The organism is Mesorhizobium sp. M0060, assembly GCF_040323155.1.
In the GTDB taxonomy this organism is placed as follows: domain Bacteria; phylum Pseudomonadota; class Alphaproteobacteria; order Rhizobiales; family Rhizobiaceae; genus Mesorhizobium.
The window spans coordinates 39024-61717 of the sequence record NZ_JAMYUP010000005.1; the positions used below are offsets into that span (position 1 = coordinate 39024).

27 protein-coding genes and 3 pseudogenes are annotated in these 22694 nt (G+C 62.2%); 13 read left to right on the forward strand and 17 right to left on the reverse strand.

Features of this window, described 5'->3' with window-relative positions:
• Nucleotides 1-47: 47 nt before the first annotated feature.
• Entirely contained in the window at nt 48-266 is a 219-nt protein-coding gene (locus tag NKJ94_RS07175; RefSeq protein WP_352523919.1) for a hypothetical protein, read from the forward strand.
• A gap of 115 nt (nt 267-381) precedes the next feature.
• Nucleotides 382-1086, forward strand: a complete 705-nt coding sequence (locus tag NKJ94_RS07180) for an SOS response-associated peptidase (protein ID WP_352523920.1) — start codon at nt 382-384, stop codon at nt 1084-1086.
• On the opposite strand, the gene NKJ94_RS07185 is transcribed toward NKJ94_RS07180, so the two are convergent.
• Nucleotides 1083-1343 (reverse strand): hypothetical protein, encoded by a 261-nt coding sequence (locus NKJ94_RS07185; RefSeq protein ID WP_352523921.1) that lies wholly within the window; start codon nt 1341-1343, stop codon nt 1083-1085. The genes NKJ94_RS07180 and NKJ94_RS07185 overlap by 4 nt on opposite strands.
• A 3-nt stretch (nt 1344-1346) precedes the next feature.
• On the reverse strand, nt 1347-1607 hold the full coding sequence (locus NKJ94_RS07190) for a hypothetical protein (protein ID WP_352523922.1): 261 nt from the start codon (nt 1605-1607) through the stop codon (nt 1347-1349).
• A 135-nt stretch (nt 1608-1742) separates the two neighbouring features.
• Here NKJ94_RS07190 and NKJ94_RS07195 point away from each other — a divergent pair, with 135 nt between their 5' ends.
• Entirely contained in the window at nt 1743-1958 is a 216-nt protein-coding gene (locus NKJ94_RS07195) for a hypothetical protein (protein ID WP_352523924.1), read from the forward strand.
• Here the strand turns inward: NKJ94_RS07195 and NKJ94_RS07200 are convergent.
• From NKJ94_RS07200 to NKJ94_RS07260, 13 genes and pseudogenes are all read right to left on the reverse strand, one after another.
• Nucleotides 1942-2580, reverse strand: coding sequence for a hypothetical protein (locus tag NKJ94_RS07200; protein WP_352523926.1), 639 nt, complete (start codon nt 2578-2580; stop codon nt 1942-1944). The genes NKJ94_RS07195 and NKJ94_RS07200 overlap by 17 nt on opposite strands.
• Nucleotides 2581-2688: 108 nt before the next feature.
• Nucleotides 2689-3399, reverse strand: a complete 711-nt coding sequence (locus tag NKJ94_RS07205; protein ID WP_352523927.1) for a hypothetical protein — start codon at nt 3397-3399, stop codon at nt 2689-2691.
• Nucleotides 3400-3413: 14 nt separating this feature from the next.
• On the reverse strand, nt 3414-3947 hold the full coding sequence (locus tag NKJ94_RS07210; RefSeq protein WP_352523929.1) for a hypothetical protein: 534 nt from the start codon (nt 3945-3947) through the stop codon (nt 3414-3416).
• A 485-nt stretch (nt 3948-4432) separates the two neighbouring features.
• A pseudogene (locus NKJ94_RS07215) lies at nt 4433-4529 on the reverse strand (BA14K family protein); the annotation flags it as partial.
• A 266-nt stretch (nt 4530-4795) separates the two neighbouring features.
• On the reverse strand, nt 4796-4945 hold the full coding sequence (locus NKJ94_RS07220) for a hypothetical protein (RefSeq protein ID WP_127204769.1): 150 nt from the start codon (nt 4943-4945) through the stop codon (nt 4796-4798).
• A 3-nt stretch (nt 4946-4948) separates the two neighbouring features.
• Entirely contained in the window at nt 4949-5278 is a 330-nt protein-coding gene (locus NKJ94_RS07225) for a DUF2934 domain-containing protein (protein ID WP_352523931.1), read from the reverse strand.
• 127 nt (nt 5279-5405) lie between these two features.
• Nucleotides 5406-6023, reverse strand: coding sequence for a BA14K family protein (locus tag NKJ94_RS07230; protein WP_352523932.1), 618 nt, complete (start codon nt 6021-6023; stop codon nt 5406-5408).
• Between the two features lie 248 nt (nt 6024-6271).
• Nucleotides 6272-7033, reverse strand: a complete 762-nt coding sequence (locus tag NKJ94_RS07235; RefSeq protein ID WP_352523934.1) for an ABC transporter ATP-binding protein — start codon at nt 7031-7033, stop codon at nt 6272-6274.
• A 23-nt stretch (nt 7034-7056) separates the two neighbouring features.
• The gene (locus NKJ94_RS07240) at nt 7057-8055 is read right to left on the reverse strand and encodes an ABC transporter substrate-binding protein (protein ID WP_352523936.1); all 999 of its coding nucleotides are present in this window, start codon (nt 8053-8055) and stop codon (nt 7057-7059) included.
• A gap of 61 nt (nt 8056-8116) precedes the next feature.
• Nucleotides 8117-8965 carry an ABC transporter permease gene (locus NKJ94_RS07245; protein ID WP_352523938.1) on the reverse strand — a complete coding sequence of 283 codons (849 nt, stop codon included), beginning with the start codon at nt 8963-8965 and terminating at the stop codon, nt 8117-8119.
• Nucleotides 8966-8989: 24 nt separating this feature from the next.
• Nucleotides 8990-10354 (reverse strand): LLM class flavin-dependent oxidoreductase, encoded by a 1365-nt coding sequence (locus tag NKJ94_RS07250; RefSeq protein WP_352523940.1) that lies wholly within the window; start codon nt 10352-10354, stop codon nt 8990-8992.
• A gap of 53 nt (nt 10355-10407) precedes the next feature.
• A pseudogene (msuE, locus tag NKJ94_RS07255) lies at nt 10408-10967 on the reverse strand (FMN reductase).
• A gap of 185 nt (nt 10968-11152) precedes the next feature.
• Nucleotides 11153-12046: a LysR family transcriptional regulator gene (locus NKJ94_RS07260; protein ID WP_352523941.1), complete on the reverse strand. Its 894-nt coding sequence runs from the start codon at nt 12044-12046 to the stop codon at nt 11153-11155.
• A 129-nt stretch (nt 12047-12175) separates the two neighbouring features.
• On the opposite strand from NKJ94_RS07260, the gene NKJ94_RS07265 reads away from it, so the two are divergent.
• The 5 genes and pseudogenes from NKJ94_RS07265 to NKJ94_RS07285 all read left to right on the forward strand — a co-directional run bounded on the left by NKJ94_RS07265 (nt 12176) and on the right by NKJ94_RS07285 (nt 16939).
• Complete coding sequence (locus NKJ94_RS07265; protein WP_352523943.1) at nt 12176-12592, forward strand: (R)-mandelonitrile lyase; 417 nt, start codon at nt 12176-12178, stop codon at nt 12590-12592.
• Nucleotides 12589-14067: an MFS transporter gene (locus tag NKJ94_RS07270; RefSeq protein ID WP_352523945.1), complete on the forward strand. Its 1479-nt coding sequence runs from the start codon at nt 12589-12591 to the stop codon at nt 14065-14067. Before NKJ94_RS07265 ends, NKJ94_RS07270 begins: the two co-directional genes overlap by 4 nt.
• 12 nt (nt 14068-14079) lie before the next feature.
• Nucleotides 14080-15073: pseudogene (locus NKJ94_RS07275) on the forward strand (aldo/keto reductase).
• A 102-nt stretch (nt 15074-15175) separates the two neighbouring features.
• The gene (locus NKJ94_RS07280) at nt 15176-16171 is read left to right on the forward strand and encodes an aldo/keto reductase (RefSeq protein ID WP_352523946.1); all 996 of its coding nucleotides are present in this window, start codon (nt 15176-15178) and stop codon (nt 16169-16171) included.
• 201 nt (nt 16172-16372) lie between these two features.
• A complete protein-coding gene (locus NKJ94_RS07285) occupies nt 16373-16939 on the forward strand; it encodes a flavodoxin (RefSeq protein WP_352523947.1) in 567 nt (188 codons plus the stop codon).
• A 342-nt stretch (nt 16940-17281) separates the two neighbouring features.
• Here the strand turns inward: NKJ94_RS07285 and NKJ94_RS07295 are convergent, their stop codons facing one another.
• Complete coding sequence (locus tag NKJ94_RS07295; protein ID WP_352523950.1) at nt 17282-18574, reverse strand: Nramp family divalent metal transporter; 1293 nt, start codon at nt 18572-18574, stop codon at nt 17282-17284.
• Between the two features lie 269 nt (nt 18575-18843).
• Between NKJ94_RS07295 and NKJ94_RS07300 the strand changes: the two genes are divergently transcribed.
• Complete coding sequence (locus NKJ94_RS07300; protein WP_352523951.1) at nt 18844-19149, forward strand: hypothetical protein; 306 nt, start codon at nt 18844-18846, stop codon at nt 19147-19149.
• Nucleotides 19150-19230: 81 nt separating this feature from the next.
• Here NKJ94_RS07300 and NKJ94_RS07305 read toward each other — a convergent pair whose 3' ends face one another.
• Nucleotides 19231-20085: an aldo/keto reductase gene (locus tag NKJ94_RS07305; protein WP_352523953.1), complete on the reverse strand. Its 855-nt coding sequence runs from the start codon at nt 20083-20085 to the stop codon at nt 19231-19233.
• A gap of 234 nt (nt 20086-20319) precedes the next feature.
• Here NKJ94_RS07305 and NKJ94_RS07310 point away from each other — a divergent pair, with 234 nt between their 5' ends.
• The 4 genes from NKJ94_RS07310 to NKJ94_RS07325 all read left to right on the forward strand — a co-directional run bounded on the left by NKJ94_RS07310 (nt 20320) and on the right by NKJ94_RS07325 (nt 22694).
• On the forward strand, nt 20320-20955 hold the full coding sequence (locus NKJ94_RS07310) for an ankyrin repeat domain-containing protein (RefSeq protein ID WP_352523954.1): 636 nt from the start codon (nt 20320-20322) through the stop codon (nt 20953-20955).
• A gap of 144 nt (nt 20956-21099) precedes the next feature.
• Entirely contained in the window at nt 21100-21489 is a 390-nt protein-coding gene (locus NKJ94_RS07315) for an ArsR/SmtB family transcription factor (RefSeq protein WP_352524205.1), read from the forward strand.
• Nucleotides 21486-22019, forward strand: coding sequence for an SRPBCC family protein (locus tag NKJ94_RS07320; protein WP_352523956.1), 534 nt, complete (start codon nt 21486-21488; stop codon nt 22017-22019). The genes NKJ94_RS07315 and NKJ94_RS07320 overlap by 4 nt, the downstream gene beginning before the upstream one ends.
• 99 nt (nt 22020-22118) lie before the next feature.
• Nucleotides 22119-22694, forward strand: a complete 576-nt coding sequence (locus NKJ94_RS07325) for a dihydrofolate reductase family protein (RefSeq protein ID WP_352523957.1) — start codon at nt 22119-22121, stop codon at nt 22692-22694.

Sequence of the window (22694 nt, forward strand, 5' to 3'; positions counted from 1 at the left end):
TTGCGTTAGCGACAGGAGGGGGAAGATCGCTAACGGGAGGAAGAAAAATGAGAGAAAACTACGATCTGACGATCGACTACGACAACGAGCCGTACGACAGCAAGCCCTACGATCTAGCCACATTCGCGAACAAGCACGGCCTCAACATTCGAGCCGCCGAGCTTCTTCTCTTTGCCAAAGGCCCATCCCGAGCGGCGTGCGATGCCGCGGCGAGAGCCTTCCTCGCGGCAGTCGCCGCACAAGCTATGAGACAATCGGCGCGGTAGGTCTCATTGAAAAGCCATTGCTGACACGGCCGGCCGTGTCAGCAACCGGGCGGACAGCGCTGGAAATTCCGGGCCGTTTCCAACAAGATGCCTGAGCATTTGGGAACGGCTCGGAATGTGCAATCTCTACAACATCACGACCAGCCAGGAGGCCATCCGCCAGTGGACCCGCGCCTTGCGCGACATCCTCGGCAATCTCGAACCCTCCATCGACATCTATCCCAACCAGCCAGGCCCGGTGGTGCGGAACGCGCCGGACGGGGAACGCGAATTGGCCAATCTGCTGTGGGGCATGCCGACGCCGCTGGAGCGGGTCAAGGGCAAGGCCGACTACGGCACCACCAATATCCGCAACCCGCAATACGGCCATTGGCAGCAATATCTCGGTATCGAGAACCGCTGCGTGGTGCCCGTCACCAGTTTCGCCGAGCCGAGCCCGACGCCCGGCGACAAGGACCCCGAGACCGGCATTCAGCGCAACTACTGGTTTGCACTCGGCGAGCACCGCCCACTGTTCTTCTTCGCCGGCCTGTGGACGCGCTGGCAGGGCATTCGCAAGGTCAAGGACGGCCCCGCCGATCACCAGGTCTATGGCTTCATGACGACCAGGCCCAACGCGCTGATCGCGCCGATCCACGAAAAGGCAATGCCGGTGATCCTGACCACGCCGGAAGAAACCGAGACATGGCTCACCGCGCCGTGGTCGGAGGCAAGGCACCTGCAGCGCCCGGCGCCCGGTGATGCGCTGGTGATCGTCGAAAAACCGGCGACGCAGATCAAGTTTCCGCAGCAGGCGCCGGCGCAAGGCTCATTGTTCTAGCGCTTGACCTTCTGCAGCACCCAGATGTAGCCCTTGGGCGGATGATCCTGGTCGATGAACTGCGTCTTCACCGTCGTGTCCTTCCGGCTGCATCGCTTGCACCTGAACCTGATCGCTTCCAGCGGCTTGTTCCAGCCCACCACCTGGGCGACATCATTGGCCTTGAAGCGTCCGACATGGTAGCAATGGCCGCACTCCACGATGAGCAGCATGTTGGCCTTGGCGGCACGCCCAACGCTGTCCATCGGCCCGGCCATGGGTCACTTCCGGGTCGAGTAATCCTCGGGGAGGGGAAGCAGGCCAAGGTGCGCCATCCGATAATCGGGCTGCTTCTCCGCGACGCTGGCCAGCACCTCGTGCAATTTCTCGACAAGCCCGCAAAGCTGCCAGAACAGCTCGCCATGCGCCTTGAGATGCAACTGCGACGACTGCACAGTCCTGCGCAGGCTCAAAGCGTCCCTGATGAGCGCCTCCGCATCCCTTGCCGACAGCCTGTCAAACCGGCTTTTTCGTCTGCCCATCGCGGCTCTCCTCGATTTGTGAGCAACCGCCCCGCCTGCTGACAAATAGGAAGGCATTCCTCGCTGAGTCAACTCGCTCTTGACATTTTTGTTCCCGTTTTGTTCAATTCAACAGGCACGATCGGAGGCGCCGCCATGGACCACATTGTGACACTGGACAGCCGCCAGGAGGTAGCGCTGCAGGCCATCGCTGACAAGTTCATTGCATTGCATAAGGGAGATGCGGTTAAGGCGCTGAAGGAGATGATTGTGCTCAATGGGCATCTGCAGGAGCGGCTTGACGCGGGTGGAGGGAGCGCGCCGGGTGAGAGGCTAGAAGGGTGCCGCTCAACCTTCACTGAACAGAAATGAGCCACTCCGCTAACATTTGTTCGCCGGCACTGGTTACGAAATACTGGCCTGTTGAAGACAAATGAACATAGCGTTTCTTGACTAGGTCTTTAAGTCCGTTGCTGACCGAGGGCTGACTGCACTTGACAGCGGTACCTAATTCGGTGCGCGTCAATCCTGCCGGCCTTGCATGGGCCAGTAGTAACAGCAGCTCATACTTTGCCGCGACGGGTTTACCCACAAACACTTCTCCATCGATGGCCTCGATCAATGGGATCGAAGTTCGCGTCAGCGCAAGCATCGCCTGGGCTACAGCTTTGTCATCACTGACATGATAGAGCCGTAGGAACTCTGCGATGATCCAACTCGCCCCTGCCACCGCTAGGGATACGTCAATGGAAGTTGGATCAATTTCCTTCACGTGCACGGCGTTTCGCTTGCTGCGGAGGTCGTAGATCATGCCATAAGCGGCACGAGGTATGAGGAATCGCAGCGAATCCGAAAGTGACGTGTCGTTTTCTATCTGCTTCATAGTTTGGGCGACCTGTTTTATCTCGACGGGCGTGGTGCCCGTACGGAGATGTTCGATCGTCCGAAACACCTGCTCGACGAGCCGGCCGCCTTTCACCAGCGCGCCCTCCAAGTCTCCAGCGCGATGTTTTGCTAATAATTGCTCGTAAGCGTCGACCAGTTCAGTTACCAGCAGGGTTGGATATGTGCGGACAGGTTCGCGATGATGGTGTCGCGCATGTTAAGCCGCCCTATAGCCCCATATTTCCTTGTTTCCGTTGATGACCTTTTTGCGCTTCAACTTGCCGTTTCGAACCAGATCGGCGATGGGTCCAGATAGGGATGTTGTCTTGGCTATAATTGCGCGCTCATGTAGCTCAGCCAAGACTTGTGGCAAAGTCCGCACCTCTGAGAAGAAGTCATCTTTTACTAACCGGTCTAGCGATGCCCGGATCGGCACAACCGATTTCCGCCTGCTTGTTTGACCAGTCTGGATGGTCGCCTGTTCATCTGGCGAAAGCGTTTTCGCTATCTTGTCAGCTTTACCGGCAGTGCGCTTGGCGGGAGCCAACGCCTTCTCCCCCGCAACCGTGCTCGCAATTGCCTCGAGGTTGGCTACCTTGACCGAATAATGGCCATCAACAACTGCAAGAAGGCGGGAATCTTTCAATTTCTTGAGCGTGGGGCGCAAAGAGCCGCCATGGATGCCAGTAAGCGCTTCCAAAGCAGCAGGTCGCGTGTCGGCCGAGCGAGTTTCGTCGGTCACGTACTTCCAGCCCACAATCGCAACAAGCATTACTAGAACTTTGGCGTCGTTCCCCAATGCCATGCCGGCCCGGGTAAATACGATTTCGTAGGTTCCTGGATCATACCGGATATAATCGGCTATGATCTTCTCGATCATCTCCTCCGTGATCTTGCCACGATCCGCAACCAAATCCTTGAGAGCCATGGATGCGTATCCTCTTACTTCTTCGCGTCGGCCCCGAAGTGCCGATCAACAGCCTGTATTCCGGTTTTGGTCACGTAGTAGTGGCCCGCCTTTTGATGTGCCCCGGCGATTGCCCCAGCTTTGATGGCCACCCCGAAATCTCGCGGGAAATTCGAGGGCATAGGTTCTCTCGCAGCAGCAAAGCGGTCCTTTATGTCCTCACGGGAGAAGGTGGGCTGACCCTCATGAAGGCCAATATAATGACCTATTGCCACAATTTGATCCGGCTTACGCACTGCTTTGACCTCGTCGAGAAATTCTCTGAGCGAGATTTTAACTGCTAGCTCTACCGGCGCTCCCGTGGATGCGGTCGAAGTATTACTGGCAGACATATCTCTGCCAATAACCACGCTCATGATCGCAGCAAATTGATCTGGGCTGATCTCACGCTTGATCTCGACCCCATTCCCCTTTAGCGTCAGTGTGAACTGCTCCAGCCCTTCATTATCAGCCATTTCAGCACCATCCCTATCGCGACAATCTAAAGCTGTATCGTCGCCGTCGTTCAATGTCAACGCGCCGACGTTGAAGTTTTCTACATGTCTGTGGATATCTGATATTGTCTGAGATAAAATGCTTTTGTTACAGCGAGTTATGATCCCATGCTCTTCTGCAATGTTTCAATGTGTATAGTGATGCCGGGTAGAAGTCTGTATGCAAGACATTATATACGAAAATTATCCCCATGAAATCAATGCCTTAAAGCGGCTTGTCCGCTGACGTCCTATTGACATACAGAATTGCATGAGAAGCGTACGTTAAAATCTCGATAGAGCCGAGCACGTTTGATCGGCGCGTGTGTGAGCGCTAATCGATCCGGTGTGCGGTGCCGAACCCGCTGATCTCGCCGCGATGTTCGTTTCAGGATTGCCATGCTGCAGTCTCGGCCACTCGGCAAGGAGCTGGATTCGAAGTCGGTCAGGTGCCGTGGGCGCGGGCCGTGTTCCTATTCCAGGCGTGCCCTCACCTCACCATCGTGTCCGCGACGCCCCACCTACTCGCACTGCCGGCGCGGCCCCCCCGGAATAGGGCTGATAGGTGTTGTCTTCCGGTCGATATGACCGGTAGCGGCTGAAGCAGTATTGCATGTGGTCGGATGACAGCTCTGCGCCGCCGGGTTCATCCGATGGCGGGTAGCCCTCCACCGACGACGTATCGCTCGCCTCGACGTAGCTGCCGTCATCGGCGGCGTCGAGATAGGGCGAGATGCAGGGGCGCTGCCCTTCGCTGTAGGATGTGTAGTGGTCGTCGCTTGGCCTGTGGGAGCGGTAGTGGCTTCGCGACGGCTTGTTGCGGGCTGGAATTCAGGTTCCGTCAGGCATCCGGCGCGGCTGCCTGGCAAGCGACGGCACGCCCCTCAATGCCTCTTGAAATACTGCACCTCGCGTTCGTGCTTTTCCGCAGCCTCGCGGCTGTCAAACGTCCCGAGATTGCGGCGCTTGCCGGTCTTTTCGTCCTTCTTGCGCGAATAGAGGCGGTATTTTCCGTCTTTGAGTTTTCTGATCATCTGTCACTCCCCGAGCCGGTGCTTCCCCTTGAGGTTGCGCGCGGCTTGCTCGATCGCCGCTCGGTCGTTGCCCAGCCTATCGATCAGCTCCTGCGCCTGTTCGCCCGATATGCCGGTGCGCACAGCCAGGGCCTCGACCGTCAAGACGTCGGAGCTCGCGACCTCGCGGGTTTCCGGCAGAGCATCGCCTGCCGTCAGTGGCAGGGCTGCCTCCCTGTCGATCTCGGCCTCGGCCCGGTGCCAGTGCCGCTCGGGATCGCCATGGATCCGGCCTTCACGTTCCCAGATCTGGTATGCGCGCTCACGAATCTTGTCTTCCCGGTCGTCGCCCATGTTGATTTCTCCTTTGGGTATCGGATGAACGCCGCGCCAACCCGAACGATCCAAGAAATCTGCGTGATCGTTGGGTGGGGTCGCACAAGGCGCCATGTACTGCGGCCGCCAGCCCGCCCCCGCCCGCCTACTCGCACTGCCGGCGCGGCCCGCCGGAATACGGCTGATACGTGTTGTCTTCCGGTCGGTACGAGCGGTAGCGGCTGAAGCAGTATTGCAGGTGGTCGGATGAGAGCTCGGCGCCGTCGGTTTCATCCGATGGGACGGAGCCCTCGATAGACGACGTGTCGCTCGCCTCGACGTAGCTGCCGTCATCGCCGGCGTCGAGATAGGGCGAGATGCAGGGGCGCTGTTGGCCGCTGTAGGATGTGTAGTGGTTGTCGTCCGGTCTGTAGGAGCGGTAGCGGCTTGCGCACCATTCGACATGGGCGACAGGCAGCGTCTGCTGCTCTTCCGCTGCCGGTTGGATAGAGCCGGTCACGGTGGTGTCGGGCGCCGACGCTGCGGCATCGGCGGGTTTCGAGGTGCGATCAGCCGGGACCGCGCGGGCGGGAAGGCGCTCCAGGCGCTGCGAGGCCGGGTTCACCGGGCGCGGATCCCTGGTCCACAATTCGGCGACGCTGGAGACCGGGGCGGCCGGCGACACCGGCTTGGCTATCAGAAGCCAGGTGGCGAAGGCCAGACCGCTGGCGAATACGGCGAGCGTCAGGACGAAGCCGCCGAAGATTGCGAACAAAGCTTTCATGCCGCGCTCCTTCGCCTCCCGGTTAGAAAATGCGGGGCGTGGAATCCGGTTCCAGAAAAGAACCCGGGGAGAGCAGGTGGGTGGCGCTTGAGGGACGGTCTGCGATGCCGGAAGGCCCCTCTCCGTCTCGGCTTCGCCGAGCCACCTCTCCCCGCTCTGCGGGGCGAGGAACCCAAGGTTTTCAAAGGTCGCGGACGGAACCGAGCGGCACTTTGCCGCCGCCGTGGGTCCACGGCATAGTCCGCCCTTCAGTGCAGGCCGAACTCGCGCAGCAGTTCTTCGCGATAGCGTACGAAGCGGCTTTCGCTGCGCTCGCGCGGGCGGGGCAGGTCGATCTCGATCAGCCGCGCCGCGCCGCCTTTCTCCTTGGGCAGGATCAGTACCCTGTCGGCGAGGTAGATCGCTTCCTCGAGGTCATGAGTCACCATCACCATGGTGACGTTCTCCTCGCTCCAGATGCGCGCCAGTTCCTCCTGCATGCCGATCTTGGTCATGGCGTCGAGCGCCCCCAGCGGCTCGTCGAGCAGCAGGATTTCAGGCTGCACGGTCAAGGCGCGGGCGATGCCGACGCGCTGCGCCATGCCACCCGATAGCTGCCTTGGGAAAGCATCGCTGAATTCGGCGAGGCCGACGAGCGCGATATAGAAGCGCGCCCTTTCGTCGGCCTCGGCCTTAGGCACGCCCCGCACCTCGAGGCCGAAGGCGACGTTGCCGAGCACGGTCAGCCAGGGCAGCAGGCGCGGTTCCTGGAAAATCACCGCGCGCTCGGCGCCGACGCCATGCACCGGCTTGCCATCGATGGCGACGCCGCCGCTGTCGGCGGCCTCCAGCCCGGCTAGGATGCGCAGCAGCGTGGTCTTGCCCGATCCGCTGGCGCCGACGATGACCAGGCATTCACCCGAGCAGATGTCGAGGTTGAGCGCTCTCAGCACGGCAAGCGGGCGCCCACCGATGCTGAAGGATTTGGACAGGTCGCGTATGCTGACCTCACCGCCGCTTGTGCTGCTCATCGCGCTTGTCTCCGGCCGTTTCGTCAGTTGGTCTTGGTTTCGCCCGGCCGGTAGAGGATGTCCACCGCCTTCAGTTTGCCTTTGGGCAGGCGGCCGTCGCGCTCGAGCACGCTGACCCAGAAGTCGATATCGCGGTCGGTTGCCTTGGCGCCCTGGCGCAGCCCAAAGCCGGTCCAGTAGCGCGCCAATTCGCCGTTTTCGCCGCGCTTGTCGAGGATGTTCGCGAGCACCTTGCGCGCTTCGTCCGGGTTCTGCAGCGACCAGTCCGAGGCACGGGCGGATTGCTCGACGAAGTTGCGAGCGGCGTCCGGATGCGCGGCGATGAAGTCGCGCCTGAGCACGACGAAGCCGCCGGCTAGCTCGCCGAGCACGTCGGTGTCGTTGAACACGCCACGCACGCCGCCATTGTCGACCAGGGCGCCGGCAAACGTCGCCTGCCAGTAGCCCAGCGCCGCGATGTCGACCTGGCGGGAACGCAAGGTCTGTTCGAGCTGCGGTCCGGGCACCACGACGAGATTGGCGGCGTCGGGCGCCAGGCCGACGCTGTGCAGCGCCTCGCGCACCGTGTAGTCGAGATGGGCGCCGAGCGTGTTGACGGCGATGGTCTTGCCGGCAATGTCGGCGATCGATTTGATCGGGCTGTCGTCGAGCACGTAGAAGACGCTGCGCACCTTATTGTTGATGCCGTTGCTCGGATAGGCGGCGACGAAGTCGTTGCCGCCGGAGATCGAATTGATCACGGCAGCGGTTGCGGCCGAGCCGAGATCGACGCTGCCGGAGGCCAGCGCGAACAGCGATTCCGGGCCGCCGCCGGAATAGCCGACATTCTCCAGTTCGACGCCGAGGCCTTTGAAATAGCCGAGCTCGTCGGCCAGCTCATGCGGAGAGATGCTGCCGCGGCTGGCGAGATAGCGGAACTTGACTTGTGCCGCTTCAGCAAAGGCGAAGCGGGGCAGGCCGGCGGAGAGAAGACCGGCGGCGAAGGGTGCGCCGGCAAGCAGGGAACGGCGGGTAATTTTCATGATCCGGTCTTCCTTTATTCTGGCCTGGTTTGGGCCTGGTTTGAAGGATGGCAACGAGTGGTCAGTCGACGGCATTGCTCCAGCGGCAGAGCCGCCGCTGCAGGCTGACCAGCGCCTGGTTGGCGATCAGGCCGAGGCCGGCGAGGATGACGATTGCGGCGAACATCAGCGGTATCTGGAAGTTGTACTGCGCGTTCATCACCTGGAAGCCGATGCCCTTGTTGGCGCCGATCATTTCGGAGGCGATCAAAAGCAATAGCGCCGTGGTGGCGCTGAGCCTCAGCCCAACGAAGATCGAGGGCACGGCGCCGGGCAGCACGACGCGGCGGAAAACGGTGATTTGCCCGGCGCCGTAGACGCGGGCCATCTCCAGCAGTTTCGGATCGACTTGCTTGACGCCGCTGATGGTGTTGAGCAGCAGCGGGAACAGCGTCGCCCAGAAAATGACGAATACCTTGGAGGCTTCGCCCAGCCCAAGCAGCAGGATGAACACCGGATAGAGCGCCAGCGCCGAGGTCTGACGGAAAACCTGCAGGATGGGATCGAGCGCGGTTTCGACGGTGCGCACCTGGCCCATGAACAGACCAAGCGGGATCGCGACCAGCACGGCGGCCGCGAAGGCGAGACCGGCGCGCTGCAGGCTGATGGCGATGTCACCGAGCAGAGTGCCGCCGGCCAGCCCCTTCCAAAGTGCCGCGACAATCGTATCGATCGGCGGCAGCACCGCCGTGTTGACCCACCCGGCGCTGCTCGACACCTGCCAGAGTGCGAGGAAAGCGATCAGGACGCCATAGCGCGACAGGAAGCGAATTCCTGTCCGGCGACCGAGACGCAGGAAGTCCGAGCCAAGGCTGGTCTCGCTATCACGCCTGTCGATGACGACCGGCTGTTCGATGTGCTGCAAACTCATCGTCTTGCCTCTTGCGACAGGGAGCTATTCGGCGGCCAGCACGGCCGAGCGGGCGGCGGTCCAGGGATTTTCCGGCCGCTTCAGGCCGAGGTTCGCGCGCAGGGTCTTGCCTTCATAGGCGGTGCGGAACAGGCCACGGCGCTGCAGCTCCGGGATCACCAGCTCGACGAAATCGTCGAGCGCGCCGGGCAACCAGGGCGGCAGGATGTTGAAGCCGTCGGCAGCTTCGTTGCCGAACCACTCCTCCATCTGGTCGGCAACCTGCACGGCGCTGCCGATGACGGTGTAGTGGCCGCGGGCCGTTGCTACCCACTGGTAGAGCTGGCGGATGGTGAAGTTGTGCTCGTCGGCGATCTGGCGGATCAGCGCCTGGCGGCTCTTCATGCCTTCGGTTTCCTTGCTTGGCGGCAGCGGGCCGTCGAGCGGGTAGCCCCTGATGTCGAGCGTCTGGCCGGCCAGTCCATTGAGCAGGGCGACGCCATCCTCAGGCAGGATGAGATCGTTCAGCTGCTGGTATTTGGCGCGCGCTTCCTCTTCGGTGCGGCCGACGAAGGGTGCTACGCCCGGCATGATCAGCACCTGCTCGGGATCGCGGCCGGCGGCAATCACGCGCGCCTTGATGTCGCGGTAGAATTCCTGCGCCGACGCCAGGTTCTGATGGGCGGTGAAGATGACTTCCGCCGAATGGGCGGCGAGCTTGCGGCCGTCTTCCGACTGCCCGGCCTGCACCACCACCGGGTGCCCCTGCACGGGGCGCGGCACGTTGAGCGGGCCCTTGACGCTGAAGTGCTGCCCCTTGTGATCGATGTCGTGGAGCTTGTCCTTGTCGTAGAAGCGGCCCGATTTCTTGTCGCGGATGAAGGCATCGCCCTCCCAGCTGTCCCACAGCGCCTTGACCGTCTCGACATGCTCATGGGCCCGCGCGTAACGGTCGGCATGATTGGGCTGGGTATTGCGATTGAAATTGCGCGCGGTTTCGTCGCCGGCCGAGGTGACGACGTTCCAGCCGGCCCGGCCATTCGACAGCAGGTCGAGCGAGGCGAATTTGCGAGCCAGCGTGTAGGGCTCCTCATAGGTGGTCGAGGCGGTGGCGATGAAGCCGAGATGCGTGGTGAGCGGCGCAAGTGCTGCAAACAGCGTCACCGGCTCGAAGCCGGCGATCTTGGCGTTGCCGCCTTCGCGGGCGCCGAGGCCGACCGTCAGATTGTCGGCGAGGAAATAGGCATCGAACAGGCCGCGCTCGGCGGTCAGGGCAAGCTGCTTGTGGAACTCGAAATTGGTCGCGCCGTCGGCCGGCGCATCGGGATGGCGCCAGGCGGCAATATGCTGTCCGCCGCCGGGCAGGAAAGCGCCCAGTTTGATTTGCCTGGATTTTGTGGATCGGGTCATCGCCGCGTGCTCCTGAATGGGTCGGGAAGGGGGATCTCGGATCAGTGGCGCGTTCAGGCGGCAAGGCCGACGCCGTAGGGCAATCCGGTTACCCGGCATGCCTCGGCGACCGCCTGCCGGGCGCGGGCGTCGATGGCTTCCGACACCAGCACGCCATTGGCAAAATCCTTGTCGGAGGCGTAGATCGCGGTCGGCATGGTGAGTGCCTCGAAGAAGCCGAACAGCGGCCGCAGCTGGTGCTCGACGATCAGCGAGTGACGCTCTCGCCGCCGCCGGTTGCGGCGAGGATGACCGGCTTGCTCCTCAGCGATGACGGGTCGAGCAGGTCGAAGAAGTGCTTGAAAAGCCCGGTGTAGCTGCCTTTGAAAGTCGGCGAGCCGGCCACCAGGATGTCGGCGCCCAGCAGCCGTTCGACAATGTTGCGCGCCGCCGGGTCCAGATCGCCAATGCGCCTTGCCTGCGGCAGGGACGCGCCGAGATCCTCAATGTCGAAGACGGCCGAGGCCGCGGCAATGCTTTCGGCGGCCTGCCCGACGATGTGGCTGACGAACGCCTTGGTCTTCGACGGCCGGGTCAAATTGCCCGACAGCCCCACCACGAGCTTTTTCGACATTCCTGGCTCCTCTCAAGCGCTCTATTCTAGGCCTAGCGATCTATGTTAAGTCTAGAGAGTTTGTAGAATTAAAAGAGCGAGAAAATTTCAAAAGCAGCGCGGTGAGTGGACAGAGTTTGCGGAACACCGCCCGTAATTGGTTCATTCAACGCGGCGTACCGCGCTGAAACATCCGAAACATCGCCTCAGCGGCGATAGCGCAGCGCATCGACCAGCAAGGCGAAGGCGGCCGAAGGTTGCCGGCGGCTCGGGTAATAGAGATGGTAACCAGGAAAGGGCGGGCACCAGTCGGCCAGCACCCTGACCAGCCGCCCGTCGGCAAGCTGCGTGCGTATCTGGTCCTCGGGCAGGTAGGCGAGCCCGAGGCCGGCCAGCACCGCGTTCATTCGCAGCCCGATATTGTTGAACACCAATTGCCCCTCGACCCGCACCTTGAGCTCGCGGCCGGCTTTCTCGAACTCCCAGGCATAGATGCCGCCATAGGTCGGCAGGCGCAGATTGATGCAAGCGTGATCGGTCAGCTCGAGCGGCGTCTGCGGCCGCTTGCGGCGGGCGAAATAGGACGGCGCGCCGACCACCGCCATGCGCATATCGGGGCCTATGCGGACCGCAATCATGTCCTTGGCGACCTGCTCGCCGAGACGGATGCCTGCATCATAGCGTTCGGCGACGATATCGGTCAGGCCGTAGTCGATGATGATCTCGACCTTTATGTCGGGGTAGGCGGGCAGCAGCTTTGCGAGCGCGGGCCACAGGATCGCGTCAGCCGCATGCTCGCCCGCGGTGATGCGGATGGTGCCGGCGGGCTTGTCGCGCAGCTCGCTGAGCGCGGCGAGCTCCGTCTCGATGCCCTCGAAATGCGGGCCAACGGTCTGAAGCAGGCGCTCGCCGGCCTCCGTTGGCGAGACGCTGCGGGTGGTCCGGGTCAGCAGCCGGACGCCGAGCCGCTCCTCAAGTCCGCGGATTGTGTGGCTGAGAGCCGACTGCGAAACGCCGAGTTTCGCGGCCGCCCTGGTAAAACTTCGCTCCCTCGCGACAGCCAGAAAGGCGAGCAGATCGTTGACGCTACCTTGCCGCATTCATGAATCCATCTCATAGCTTCATGCCAATTATAGCATCTAATTGCATGCCGCTACACTGCCTAGATTCCCGCCATCGGCAATCGCGCGACGGACATTTTCCGTCAGCCCAGCAAAGAAGCCAAGATAATGGAAATCAAGCGTAGCGGCGCGCAGCCGTCCGGCAAGGGGCCGGCCGAATGGTTTACCGGAACGGTCCGTATCGATCCGCTGTTTGCAGCCAACGCTCCGGCGCGTGCGGCCGGCAATGCCGTGACGTTCGAACCGGGTGCGCGCACTGCCTGGCATACGCATCCGCTGGGGCAGGTCCTGATCGTGACTTCGGGCTGCGGTCGCGTCCAGCGCTGGGGCGGCCCGACAGAGGAAATCCGTCCCGGCGACGTGGTCTGGTTCGAACCCGGCGAGAAGCACTGGCATGGTGCCGCGCCTGCCACCGCCATGACGCATATCGCCGTCCAGGAAGCGCTCGACGGCAAGGCCGTCGACTGGATGGAGCATGTCAGCGACGAGCAATATCGAGATCAAGCCAAGGCGGAGCACGTATGACGATGACCGCTCCTTCCATACCCAGCAAGACGGCCGTTCTGACAATCATCCTGGTCAGCTATGTGATGATCGTGCTCGACATTTCGGTCGTCCTCACCGGACTGCCGAAGATCCACCACGACCTCAATTTCACCAGTGCCGAGCTGTCCTGGGTGCAAAGCGCCTATACGCTGACCTTCGGCGGCTTCCTGCTGATCGGCGCCCGCGCCGGCGACATACTCGGCCGCCGCCTCATGCTGATCCTCGGCCTGGCGCTGTTCACGGCGGCATCGCTGGCGATCGGCCTGGCACAGTCGCCGGCATGGATGCTTGCGGCGCGCGCGGTCCAGGGTCTCGGCTCGGCGATCCTCGCGCCCTCGACGCTCGCCCTGCTGCAGACGAACTTCTCCGAGGGCCCTGAACGCACCCGCGCGGTCTCCTATTACAGCGCCGTTGCCGGGGTGGCCGCCAGCGTCGGCCTCGTCCTTGACGGCGTGCTGGCCGACTGGCTTTCCTGGCGCGTCGGTTTCCTCGTCAATCTATCCATCGGCATCGCCATGATTGTCGCCTCATGGCGCTACCTGCCGGAAACGGAGCGGCGATCCGGCCAGTTCGACGTTGCCGGCGCGCTCACCTCGACCATCGGCATGAGCGCGCTTGTCTATGGCCTGGTCCGCTCCGCAAGCGCCGGCTGGAGCGACCCGCTGACGATCGCAGCCCTTGTCGCCGCGGCCGCGCTGCTTGCCCTGTTCATCGTCAACGAGACGCGAGCAAAGCAGCCGATCATGCCGCTGCGTCTTTTCGCCAGCCGGGTGCGGGCCGGCGCGTATGCGGCGCGCGTCCTCTTTCTCGGCGCGATGATCGGCTTCTTTTTCTTCACCACCCAGTTCCTGCAAGGCGTCGTCGGCTACAGCGCCGCGCTCACCGGTCTGGCATTCTTGCCGGCTACCCTGGTGAACTTCGCCGTCGCGATGACGGTGCCGCAGCTGACGAAGCGGTTCGGCAACGGTCGGCTGCTCGCCGGCGGCCTCACCATGTCGCTGATCGGCATGGCCTGGCTGAGCCGCGTCTCGCCCGACACGTCCTATGTGACCGGGGTCGCCCTGCCGATGATGCTGGTCGGGGCAGGGCAGGGGTTTGCATTGAGCCCGCTCACTGCCTCCGGCGTCGCCGGGGTCAGCGCCGAGGATGCGGGCGCAGCCTCCGGCGTCGTCAACGTCGCACATCAATTGGGCAATTCGCTCGGCCTCGGAATCCTGGTCGCAGTGTCGGCCTTCGGCGCCGGTGCGCTCGACGGCAGGAACCTGCTCGTCCATCAGGTCACATCTGCGCTGACTGCCGGCACGGTGATGCTGGCACTGGCACTGGCGATCGCCGCCATGCTGATCGCCCGCCGGACGGTCAAGGCCGGTCCGGAAGCCCAAGTTGCGGAAAGCGCCGCCCTGCCGGGTGCAAGCGCCGCCGTTTTGCCGGCCGCCGTCGGCGGTCGAACCTAGAGGAGAAACCCGATGCAAAAGCGCAAACTCGGAACAGCGATCTGGAAGTCTCGGCGCTCGGCTTGGGCTGCATGGGGCTGAGCTTCGGCTATGGTCCAGCCACCGACAAGACGGACGCGATCACGCTGATCCGCTCGGCCTATGAGCGCGGCGTCACCTTCTTCGACACCGCCGAGGCCTACGGCCCCTACAAGAACGAGGAGCTGCTCGGCGAGGCGCTGGCGCCGTTGCGGGACAAAGTGGTGATCGCCACCAAGTTCGGCTTCGACATCGACCTTGAGACCGGCCAGCGCAGCGGTGGCCTGAACAGCCGGCCGCAGCATATCAAGGCGGTTGCCGAGGCTTCGCTCAAGCGGCTCAGGACCGACCACATCGATCTGTTCTACCAGCACCGCGTCGATCCGAATGTGCCGATCGAGGACGTTGCCGGCACCGTCAAGGAGCTGATCGGCGAAGGCAAGGTCAGGCATTTCGGGATGTCGGAAGCCGGCGCCCAGACGATCCGCCGTGCCCATGCCGTGCAACCGGTCGCAGCACTGCAGAGCGAGCATTCGCTGTGGTGGCGGGAAACGGAAAAGGAGATCCTGCCGACGCTCGAGGAACTCGGCATCGGCTTCGTTCCCTTCAGCCCGCTGGGCAAGGGCTTTCTCACCGGCGCGATCAGCGAGAACACGAGGTTCGACGCAAGCGACTTCCGCAACATCGTGCCGCGCTTTGCGCCCGAGGCGCGCAAGGCGAACCAGGCCCTGGTCGACGTGCTGGGCGAAATCGCGACCGGCAAAAAGGTCACGCCCGCGCAGATCGCGCTGGCCTGGCTGCTGGCGCAGAAGCCATGATAGTGCCGATCCCCGCGACGACAAAGCTGCATCGGCTTGAGGAAAACATCGGCGCCGCCGAGATGGAGCTGACCGCCAATGATCTTGGCGACATCGAAGCTGCCGTCTCGAGAATTGCGGTGCAAGGAGACCGCTACCCAGCCCATCTGCAGGCACGGGTCGGTCGCTGAGCGGCGGCCGAACTGGAGCAATATCTTCAATCAAACGCCACCTCGACAGCCGGTTTCAAATCCTTGAGACGGCATACCGGGTTGCAGTCGCGGAGACGAAAAATGCAAACACGAAAACTTGGCAATAGCGGCCTGGAAATTTCGGCCCTCGGGCTCGGTTGCATGGGCATGACTTCGGTCTATGGTACGCCCCCGCCAAGGGGCGACATGATCTCCCTCATCCGCACGGCCGTGGATCGTGGTGTTACGCTGTTCGACACGGCCGAGGCGTACGGGCCTTTTGCCAGTGAGGAGCTGGTCGGCGAGGCGCTGGCGCCGTTGCGCGACAAAGTGGCGATCGCCACCAAGTTCGGCTTCGACATCGACCTTGAGACCGGCCAGCGCAGCGGTGGCCTGAACAGCCGGCCGGACCATATCAAGGCGGTTGCCGAAGCTTCGCTCAAGCGCCTCAGGACCGACCGCATCGACCTGTTCTACCAGCATCGCGTCGATCCGAATGTGCCGATCGAGGATGTCGCAGGCACGATCAAGGAGCTGGTCGATGGCGGCAAAGTCAGGCATTTCGGAATGTCGGAAGCCGCGGCGCAGACGATCAGGCGCGCTCACGCCGTCCATCCGGTGACCGCGGTGCAGAGCGAATATTCGCTGTGGTACCGCGGCCCGGAGACGGAGATCCTGCCGACGCTGGAGGAACTCGGCATCGGCTTCGTTCCCTTCAGTCCGCTGGGCGCAGGCTTCCTGACAGGGAAGATGGATGAGAACACCAGGTTCGACAGCTCCGATTTCCGCGCCGCCGTTCCACGCTTTGCGCCAGAGGCGCTCAAGGCCAACGTCGCGCTGGTCGACCTGCTGCGCAAGGTCGCCGAACTGAAGGGCGCCACGCCCGCTCAGATCGCTCTCGCCTGGCTGCTTGCCCAAAAACCCTGGATCGTGCCGATCCCCGGCACCACGAAGCTGCATCGGCTGGAGGAAAACCTCGGGGCTGTCGCGATCGATCTGAGCCGGGAAGAGCTCGACGACATTGACCAAGCCGCCTCCCAGATCACGCTGAAGGGCGCTCGCTTGCCGCAAGCGGTATTGGACATGACAGGCCGGTAGAGATCCCGAACCGGCCTTGCCGGTTTGGAAAAGATCGCGATCAAACAAGAAGATAGCGGCGCGGGCGCAAGCGGAGATCCAACCGATGGCCAAGTTCCTCAGGGGGCGTATCGTCTCGCTGAACAGCCTGTCCGACCTGACTGTCAGGCTGGCGAAGTCTCCAGGGCTCATCGCCTGCTGCAGCCTTGGAGTGGCCCCGACATGAAGCGCCGGAAGTTCCTCAGCTCCTCCGGGCTTGTGGCAGGCGGACTTTTGCTGATGCCGACAAATATCCTGGCTCAGCCGGCAGGCTCTCCCGGACGAAAGGTCCTGATCGTCTACTATTCGCGCACCGGCCACACCAGAACCGTCGCCCGCCAAATCCATAGTCTGATTGGCGGTGACCTGGTGGAGATCCAGACAGTGGAACCCTATCCGGATGACTATGACGCGCTCGTCGCGCAAAATGTCAGGGAACAGCGGTCCGGTTACCTGCCGCCGCTGCGGACGAAGATCGACGTCAGCAATCATGACGTCGTCCTTGTCGGCTCACCGCTGTGGAACGTCAGGCTGACGCCGCCTGTGCGCAGCTTCCTGGCCAGTCATGACCTGTCGGGCAAGATCATTGCGCCGTTCGTCACCTATATCGTCAGCGGCCTCGGGCGCACCCGGCGCGACGTCGAGGAACTATGTCCCGATACCACAATCCTCGACGGCCTCGCGGTCCTCGGAGAGGATGCGGGCGAGGCACAGGCCAAGGTGCTGGAGTGGCTCCGCGGCATGCAGTGAGTCAGGCCAATTTGATTCAAATCCGGCTGTGGATATTTGCTTTTGGGTAAATCGAGGCGGTCATCTTGCCGGCCGGCGGGCAACAGGGAGAAGCCTATGACAAGCGACTTTGCCGCCGCACACCTCCACCTTGAACGAGCCTGCCATTATTTGAGCGGTGACGACGAGACGAGCCGCACGGCTCGTGCGGCTCTGGATCTCCTGATCGATGCAATTGTCGCAGCGCAATACAAGCGGCCACGCGGAGACGTTGTGGAATTTCCCAGATCGGCAAAGCTGGGACAGTCCGCAAGCGGTAAGGGGTAATCCAACTGGCGGACAGGGCTCCTTTGTTCCGCCGGATCACATGAACCAGGTTGCCACCAGGCCGATCGTCGCCGAGAAGATAGCGGCGGTCGTTGCCCAACCGAGTATGTTGGTGCTCCGGCTGTTCACCTGATCGCCCATGATCCTGCGGCTGTTCGTCATCAGCATGATGAGCAGCAGCAAGGGCGGCGTCGAGAAGCCTTGAACGATGCCGGACCAGACCAGCGCCTTCATCGGATTGAAGCCGAGAAAGTTAAGGCCGGCGGCGATCGCCGTAAAAAAGCCGATGGCGAGATAAAATTTGGGCGCCTCTCGAGCCCGGGCGTGCAGGCTGTTTTTCCAGCCGACGGCTTGTGCAACATCATAGGCGGCGCCGGTGGTCATGACAGGAACCGCAAGGAAGCCCACACCGATCACGCCTGCGGCGAACAGGATGCTTGCGGCCTGGCCGGCGAGCGGGCGCAGCGCCTCCGCGGCCTGTGCGGCCGTGTCGATATCGTGGTGGCCCACCTCGTAGAGCGTAGCGCCTGTCGACAGGATGATGAAGTACATGACGAGATTTGAAAACATCATGCCGATGAGGATGTCCCGGCGAGAGCGCCGGAGTTCACCCTCGGTGGCGCCCTGCCTTTGCCTGAGCGTCGTTCGCCCTCGGGTAATCTCCTCCTCGACCTCCTCATTGGACTGCCACGTATAGAGATAGGCGGACAGCGTCGTGCCGATGATGGCGACCAGGATCGACAGGAACTCGCGGTTGAATTCGATTCTGGGAAGCAGCGTTCCGCGCAGCACCGCCGCGGCGTCCGGCTTGGCCAGAATGGCGGCACCGACATAAGCGAGCAGCGCCAGCGCCAGCCACCGAAAAATGTTGCGGATCAAAGTGTAAGAGCCGAACACCTGGAGGGCGAAGATGAGGGCGGCGACGAACAGCACGATCAGCGGAATGGGAAGCGGCACGAATATGTTGATCGCCGCGGCCATTCCGCCGAGATCCGCCGCCGCCTCGATGGTGTTTCCGATGAGCACACCCAAAAGCACCGACCAAAGCAGCCACCGCGGGTAGAAGTCCTTGATGACGTGGAACAATCCGCGCCCGGATACCTGGCCAAGCTTCGACGACAGGTAGACGACCGCGTACATCATCGGCAAGGTCACCGGAGCCGTCCAAAGTAGGTCGGGTCCGAAGCGGGCACCGGCGCTGGCGTAGGTGCCTATCGCAGAACAATCGTCGTCGGCCGCCCCTGTTATCAGGCCGAGGCCGAGCGTTCGTCCTATGCCGCCTTTTCTCTCCTCCGGTGGGGTGGAACGATCGGAACCGGCCTGCCTCATTGCGATCGGACCGGATTGCGAATGAAGGGCGCGGCCTGCCATGCAACAATGGTAGGGATCGATCGCGGCGCTGATCTCATTTTTGCTTCCTTCAGCAACCTTGCCAAACCCGGTGCGCCATGACTTGTTCCGTGGCGCGACGGAGCAGGGGTCTTGCCCCGGTCTTGGCCTAGTCTTCCACCCTTGGGGCAAGCCTGAAAGTTCGGGTTGACCGCTTCCGAACGCGAAGCGACTATCCGTACGAGACGACTGTCGTAGGAGGAAATGCAATGGACGAGCCTGATCGGTGGCGCCACATGTCGAGCGCGCCAAGGGACGGCAGCAGAATCCTTGTCACGGTCCGGCCGTCCGAACAGGGGCCGGCCGAAGTCGACATGGCTTACTGGGCCCGCGCCGATCAGTTCGGCAGCGAAGGCTGGCGCGCTTCCGATTCTTCCCCGGGGCGCATCGTCGAATATGCCGAGCCGGAACTGAAGTGCTGGATGCCGTTGCCGTCGGCCAATCTCAGCAAGGGTTCAATGCCGAGTCCCTGGGAGGGGGAAGATGTGCCTTTGGTGGATGGCTCGGGAATATAGGCTGGCGGGACAGCGCGCCCTCTGTCCGGCAGGACAGAGAGGGGCGTGAGGGAACGCCAACGCGCGGTGACGCCCACTTCGTCAGAACAGGAATGAAGCCGTGGCGGGGTTCGGCCCGGTGCGGCCATCGGGCGAATCCATATCTCGAATAAGCTCGAGGTCCTTCGCTTCCAACTCGAAATCGAAGACATCGAAATTAGCGGCGATCCGGTCCTGGTGGATCGACTTTGGTATGACGATCAGCCCTTCCTGAAGATGCCACCTGACGATCGTCTGCGCCACCGACTTGCCGTGTTTCCTGGCGATGCTTTCAAGCGTCGGGTCGCTCAACAGCCGGCCGCTGCCCAGCGGGCTCCAGCTTTCGATACCAATGTTGTGCCTGTCGTGAAATTCGCGTTTGTCACGCTGCTGGAAGCGGGGGTGGAGCTCGATCTGATTGACGGTGGGGGTGACGCCGGTCTCGCCGATGATCCGTTCGAGATGGTCCTGGTTGAAGTTCGAAACGCCGATCGACTTGATCCGGCCTGATTGCCTGAGTTCGATCAGCGTCTTCCAGGCCTCGACGTATCTGTCCTGGCTGGGCACCGGCCAGTGGATCAGGAACAGGTCGATCTGTTCGATGCCGAGCTTGCTCATCGTCTCGTCGAAGGCGCGCAAGGCGGCGTCGCGCTGATGCGCGCCGTTGCGCAGTTTCGAGGTGATGAACAACTCGCTTCTCGGCACGCCGGCCGAGCGGATTGCCTGCCCGACACCCTCCTCGTTCTGATAGCCTTCGGCGGTGTCGATCAGCCTGTAGCCGGCCTCGATTCCCCAGCTGACCACCTTGGCCGTGATGGCCGGATCGACCTGCCAAACGCCAAGGCCGATTTGCGGAATGGCGGAGCCGTCGTTCAATCTGATCTGTTCAGGTCTATTCAGGGTAATCTGTTCAGGCATGTTCAGGTCCTTCTGCATCATCCGCCCAGCGCACGCTCTATCTAGTCTGGACGGCCGCCAAAGCGAGTCAATATCAGGAGAATGTGAGGAGACGCACGTGAAGCGCTGATCTCGATCTCCGCAGGAGCCGACCGCGCTCCGACTTTCGACCCACGGAACCCCTAGGGGTTCACAGGAGCCCCCATTGTCGCGGATTGTGTGGTATTCTGTCGACTATCCGGGGAGGCGACCGCGTTGACCAAAAGCTTGGAAGCCGAAGGGGCAAGAGACTGGTCGCCTCTGCTGGTCGCGGCAGAAAAAGGCGATGCGGAGGCCGTTCGATCAGAACTGGCGGCTGGCGCCGATATCAATCAGTCGGACGACGGCGGCTGGTCTGCACTTCACCTTTCAGCCCTCAATGCCCGCACAGCGGCAGTCGAGGCGTTGATCGAACACCCGGAAATCGATGTGAATTCCAGAAATAAATGGAAGAGCACGCCCTTGAGCCTTGCTTCGGCCAAGGGCCATTACGCGTGTATCTTAGCCCTCGTGAGACATCCCCAAATAGAGATCAACGCGCGAGCCGACTACTATGGCAGAACGGCTCTTATCGAGGCTGCGAAGAACGGGCATCTGGAAGTCGTCAAGTTGCTCGTGGAGAATGGTGCGGACGCAAATCTGACCGACAAGACAGGAAGAAACAACGCGCTCATTGAGGCTATCAAGGGGCGGCACTACGCGATCGCGGAATACCTGCTGGATTCTGGGAAAGTGAGTTTTCTCAACAAGGAGATGAGGCTAAACGCCCTGATCTGGGCTGCCGGCTGCCACAACCCTCAGCTTATCGAAAAGCTGGAAGCCGCGATCCACACTTTCTTCCAGGGCAAGTAAGAGCCTCGCCTCCACTGTACTGGGCGCGTCCGTATCTCCTGTCACGTCGACGTCCTCGATCGCGCAAACGGCCCCGCAGCACTCCACATAAATTATTCAACCAAACGGTTGACTATCGGAAAGCACGCATCTATATTCAACCATATGGTTGAATTAGAGACACCTCAGATGGACGCGGTTTTTCACGCCCTTGGCGATGCCACCCGCCGGCACATGCTTCGCGATCTCGCCGATGGCGAGAAAACGGTAAGCCAGCTGGCGGAACCCTTCGCGATGTCGCTCGCGGCTGCCTCCAAGCACATCAAGGCGCTGGAGAATGCAGGGCTTATTCGTCGAGAGGTGCGGGGCCGCACACATCTGTGCCGTCTCGACCCCGGACCGCTGGCCAGCGCCCATCAGTGGCTCAGCTTCTACGAGCGCTTCTGGACCGGCCGTCTCGATGTTCTCGAACGCCTTCTTCGCGAAGAGGACGCACGCAAAGCCCAGGATGAGCCCAGGAAATCGCCCAACCCGAAAGAAGGAGACGAGCAATGAACCAGATGAGAACCATCGGCGCCTATGGCGAGCTGAGCGAGCCCGCCACGTTCACCATCCAGCGCCTGTTGCCCGGCCCAATCGAGCGCATCTGGGCCTATCTCACCGAGAGTGACCTGCGCCGGCAATGGATGGCCGCGGGCCAGATGGAAATGAAGGCCGGCAGCTCGTTCGAGTTCGTCTGGCGTAACGATGAGCTGACCGACCCGCCTGGCCAGCGCCCTGCGGGCTTCCCCGAGGAGCATCGGATGGAGAGCCGGATTACCGAACTCGATCCGCCACGCAAGCTTTCCATCACCTGGGGAAACACCGGCGGCGTCTCCTTCTTGCTGGAGGCGAAGGATGACGATGTGCTGCTCACCGTTGTCCATCGCCGGCTGCCGGAACGTGCAATCCAGCTCAACATCACCGCCGGCTGGCACATGCACCTCGACCTGCTGGCCGCCCGCCTGGCGGACAAGACACCGACCTCGTTCTGGGACGGCTGGAACCGCCTGCGGGAAGAATACGACCGCCGCCTGCCGGCCTGATGTAACTCGCGGCGGCCATCCCTGAGGGCCGTCAGCCACACGAAGCAACGATGAACCGATGAAACGTGCTTGCATCCCGCAAGCCTGATGGAGGAAGTCATGCGTAAATTAATCACTGGAATGAAAATTTCCGTCGACGGCAAGATGGAGGGACCCGAGGGTTACGCCGATTGGGTCGAGGCGTGGTCCGAGGAATACGGCCTGACGCCGCAAATCGACGCCTGCCTGCTTGGCAGCGTCATGTATGCCGGCTACGAGCGCTACTGGAGCGCCATCCAGAACGAGCCCGACAAGCCGCTGCCGATGACCGGCAAATTACCGAAGCCGGCCGAGCTCGAATGGGCCCGCTTTGCCGCGCAGACGCCGCATTATGTGCTGTCGAACACAATGACTTCGGCGGCCTGGCCAAAGACGCGCTTCGTGCGGAATTTCGAGGATATCACTGCACTGAAACAGCAGCCCGGCAAGGACATCTACCTTATGGGCGGCGCCCGAATTACCGCAAGCCTTATCGATGCCGGGCTGGTGGATGAACTCAGGCTGATCGTCTATCCGCTGCTCGCCGGTGAAGGAAAGGCCCTGTTTGGGACCGCGAAAAGTCGTCATGGGCTCGACCTGCGCAAGGTCGAGCAGCTGTCGGACGACCGCGTCGGGCTGGTCTACGGGATCGGCTAG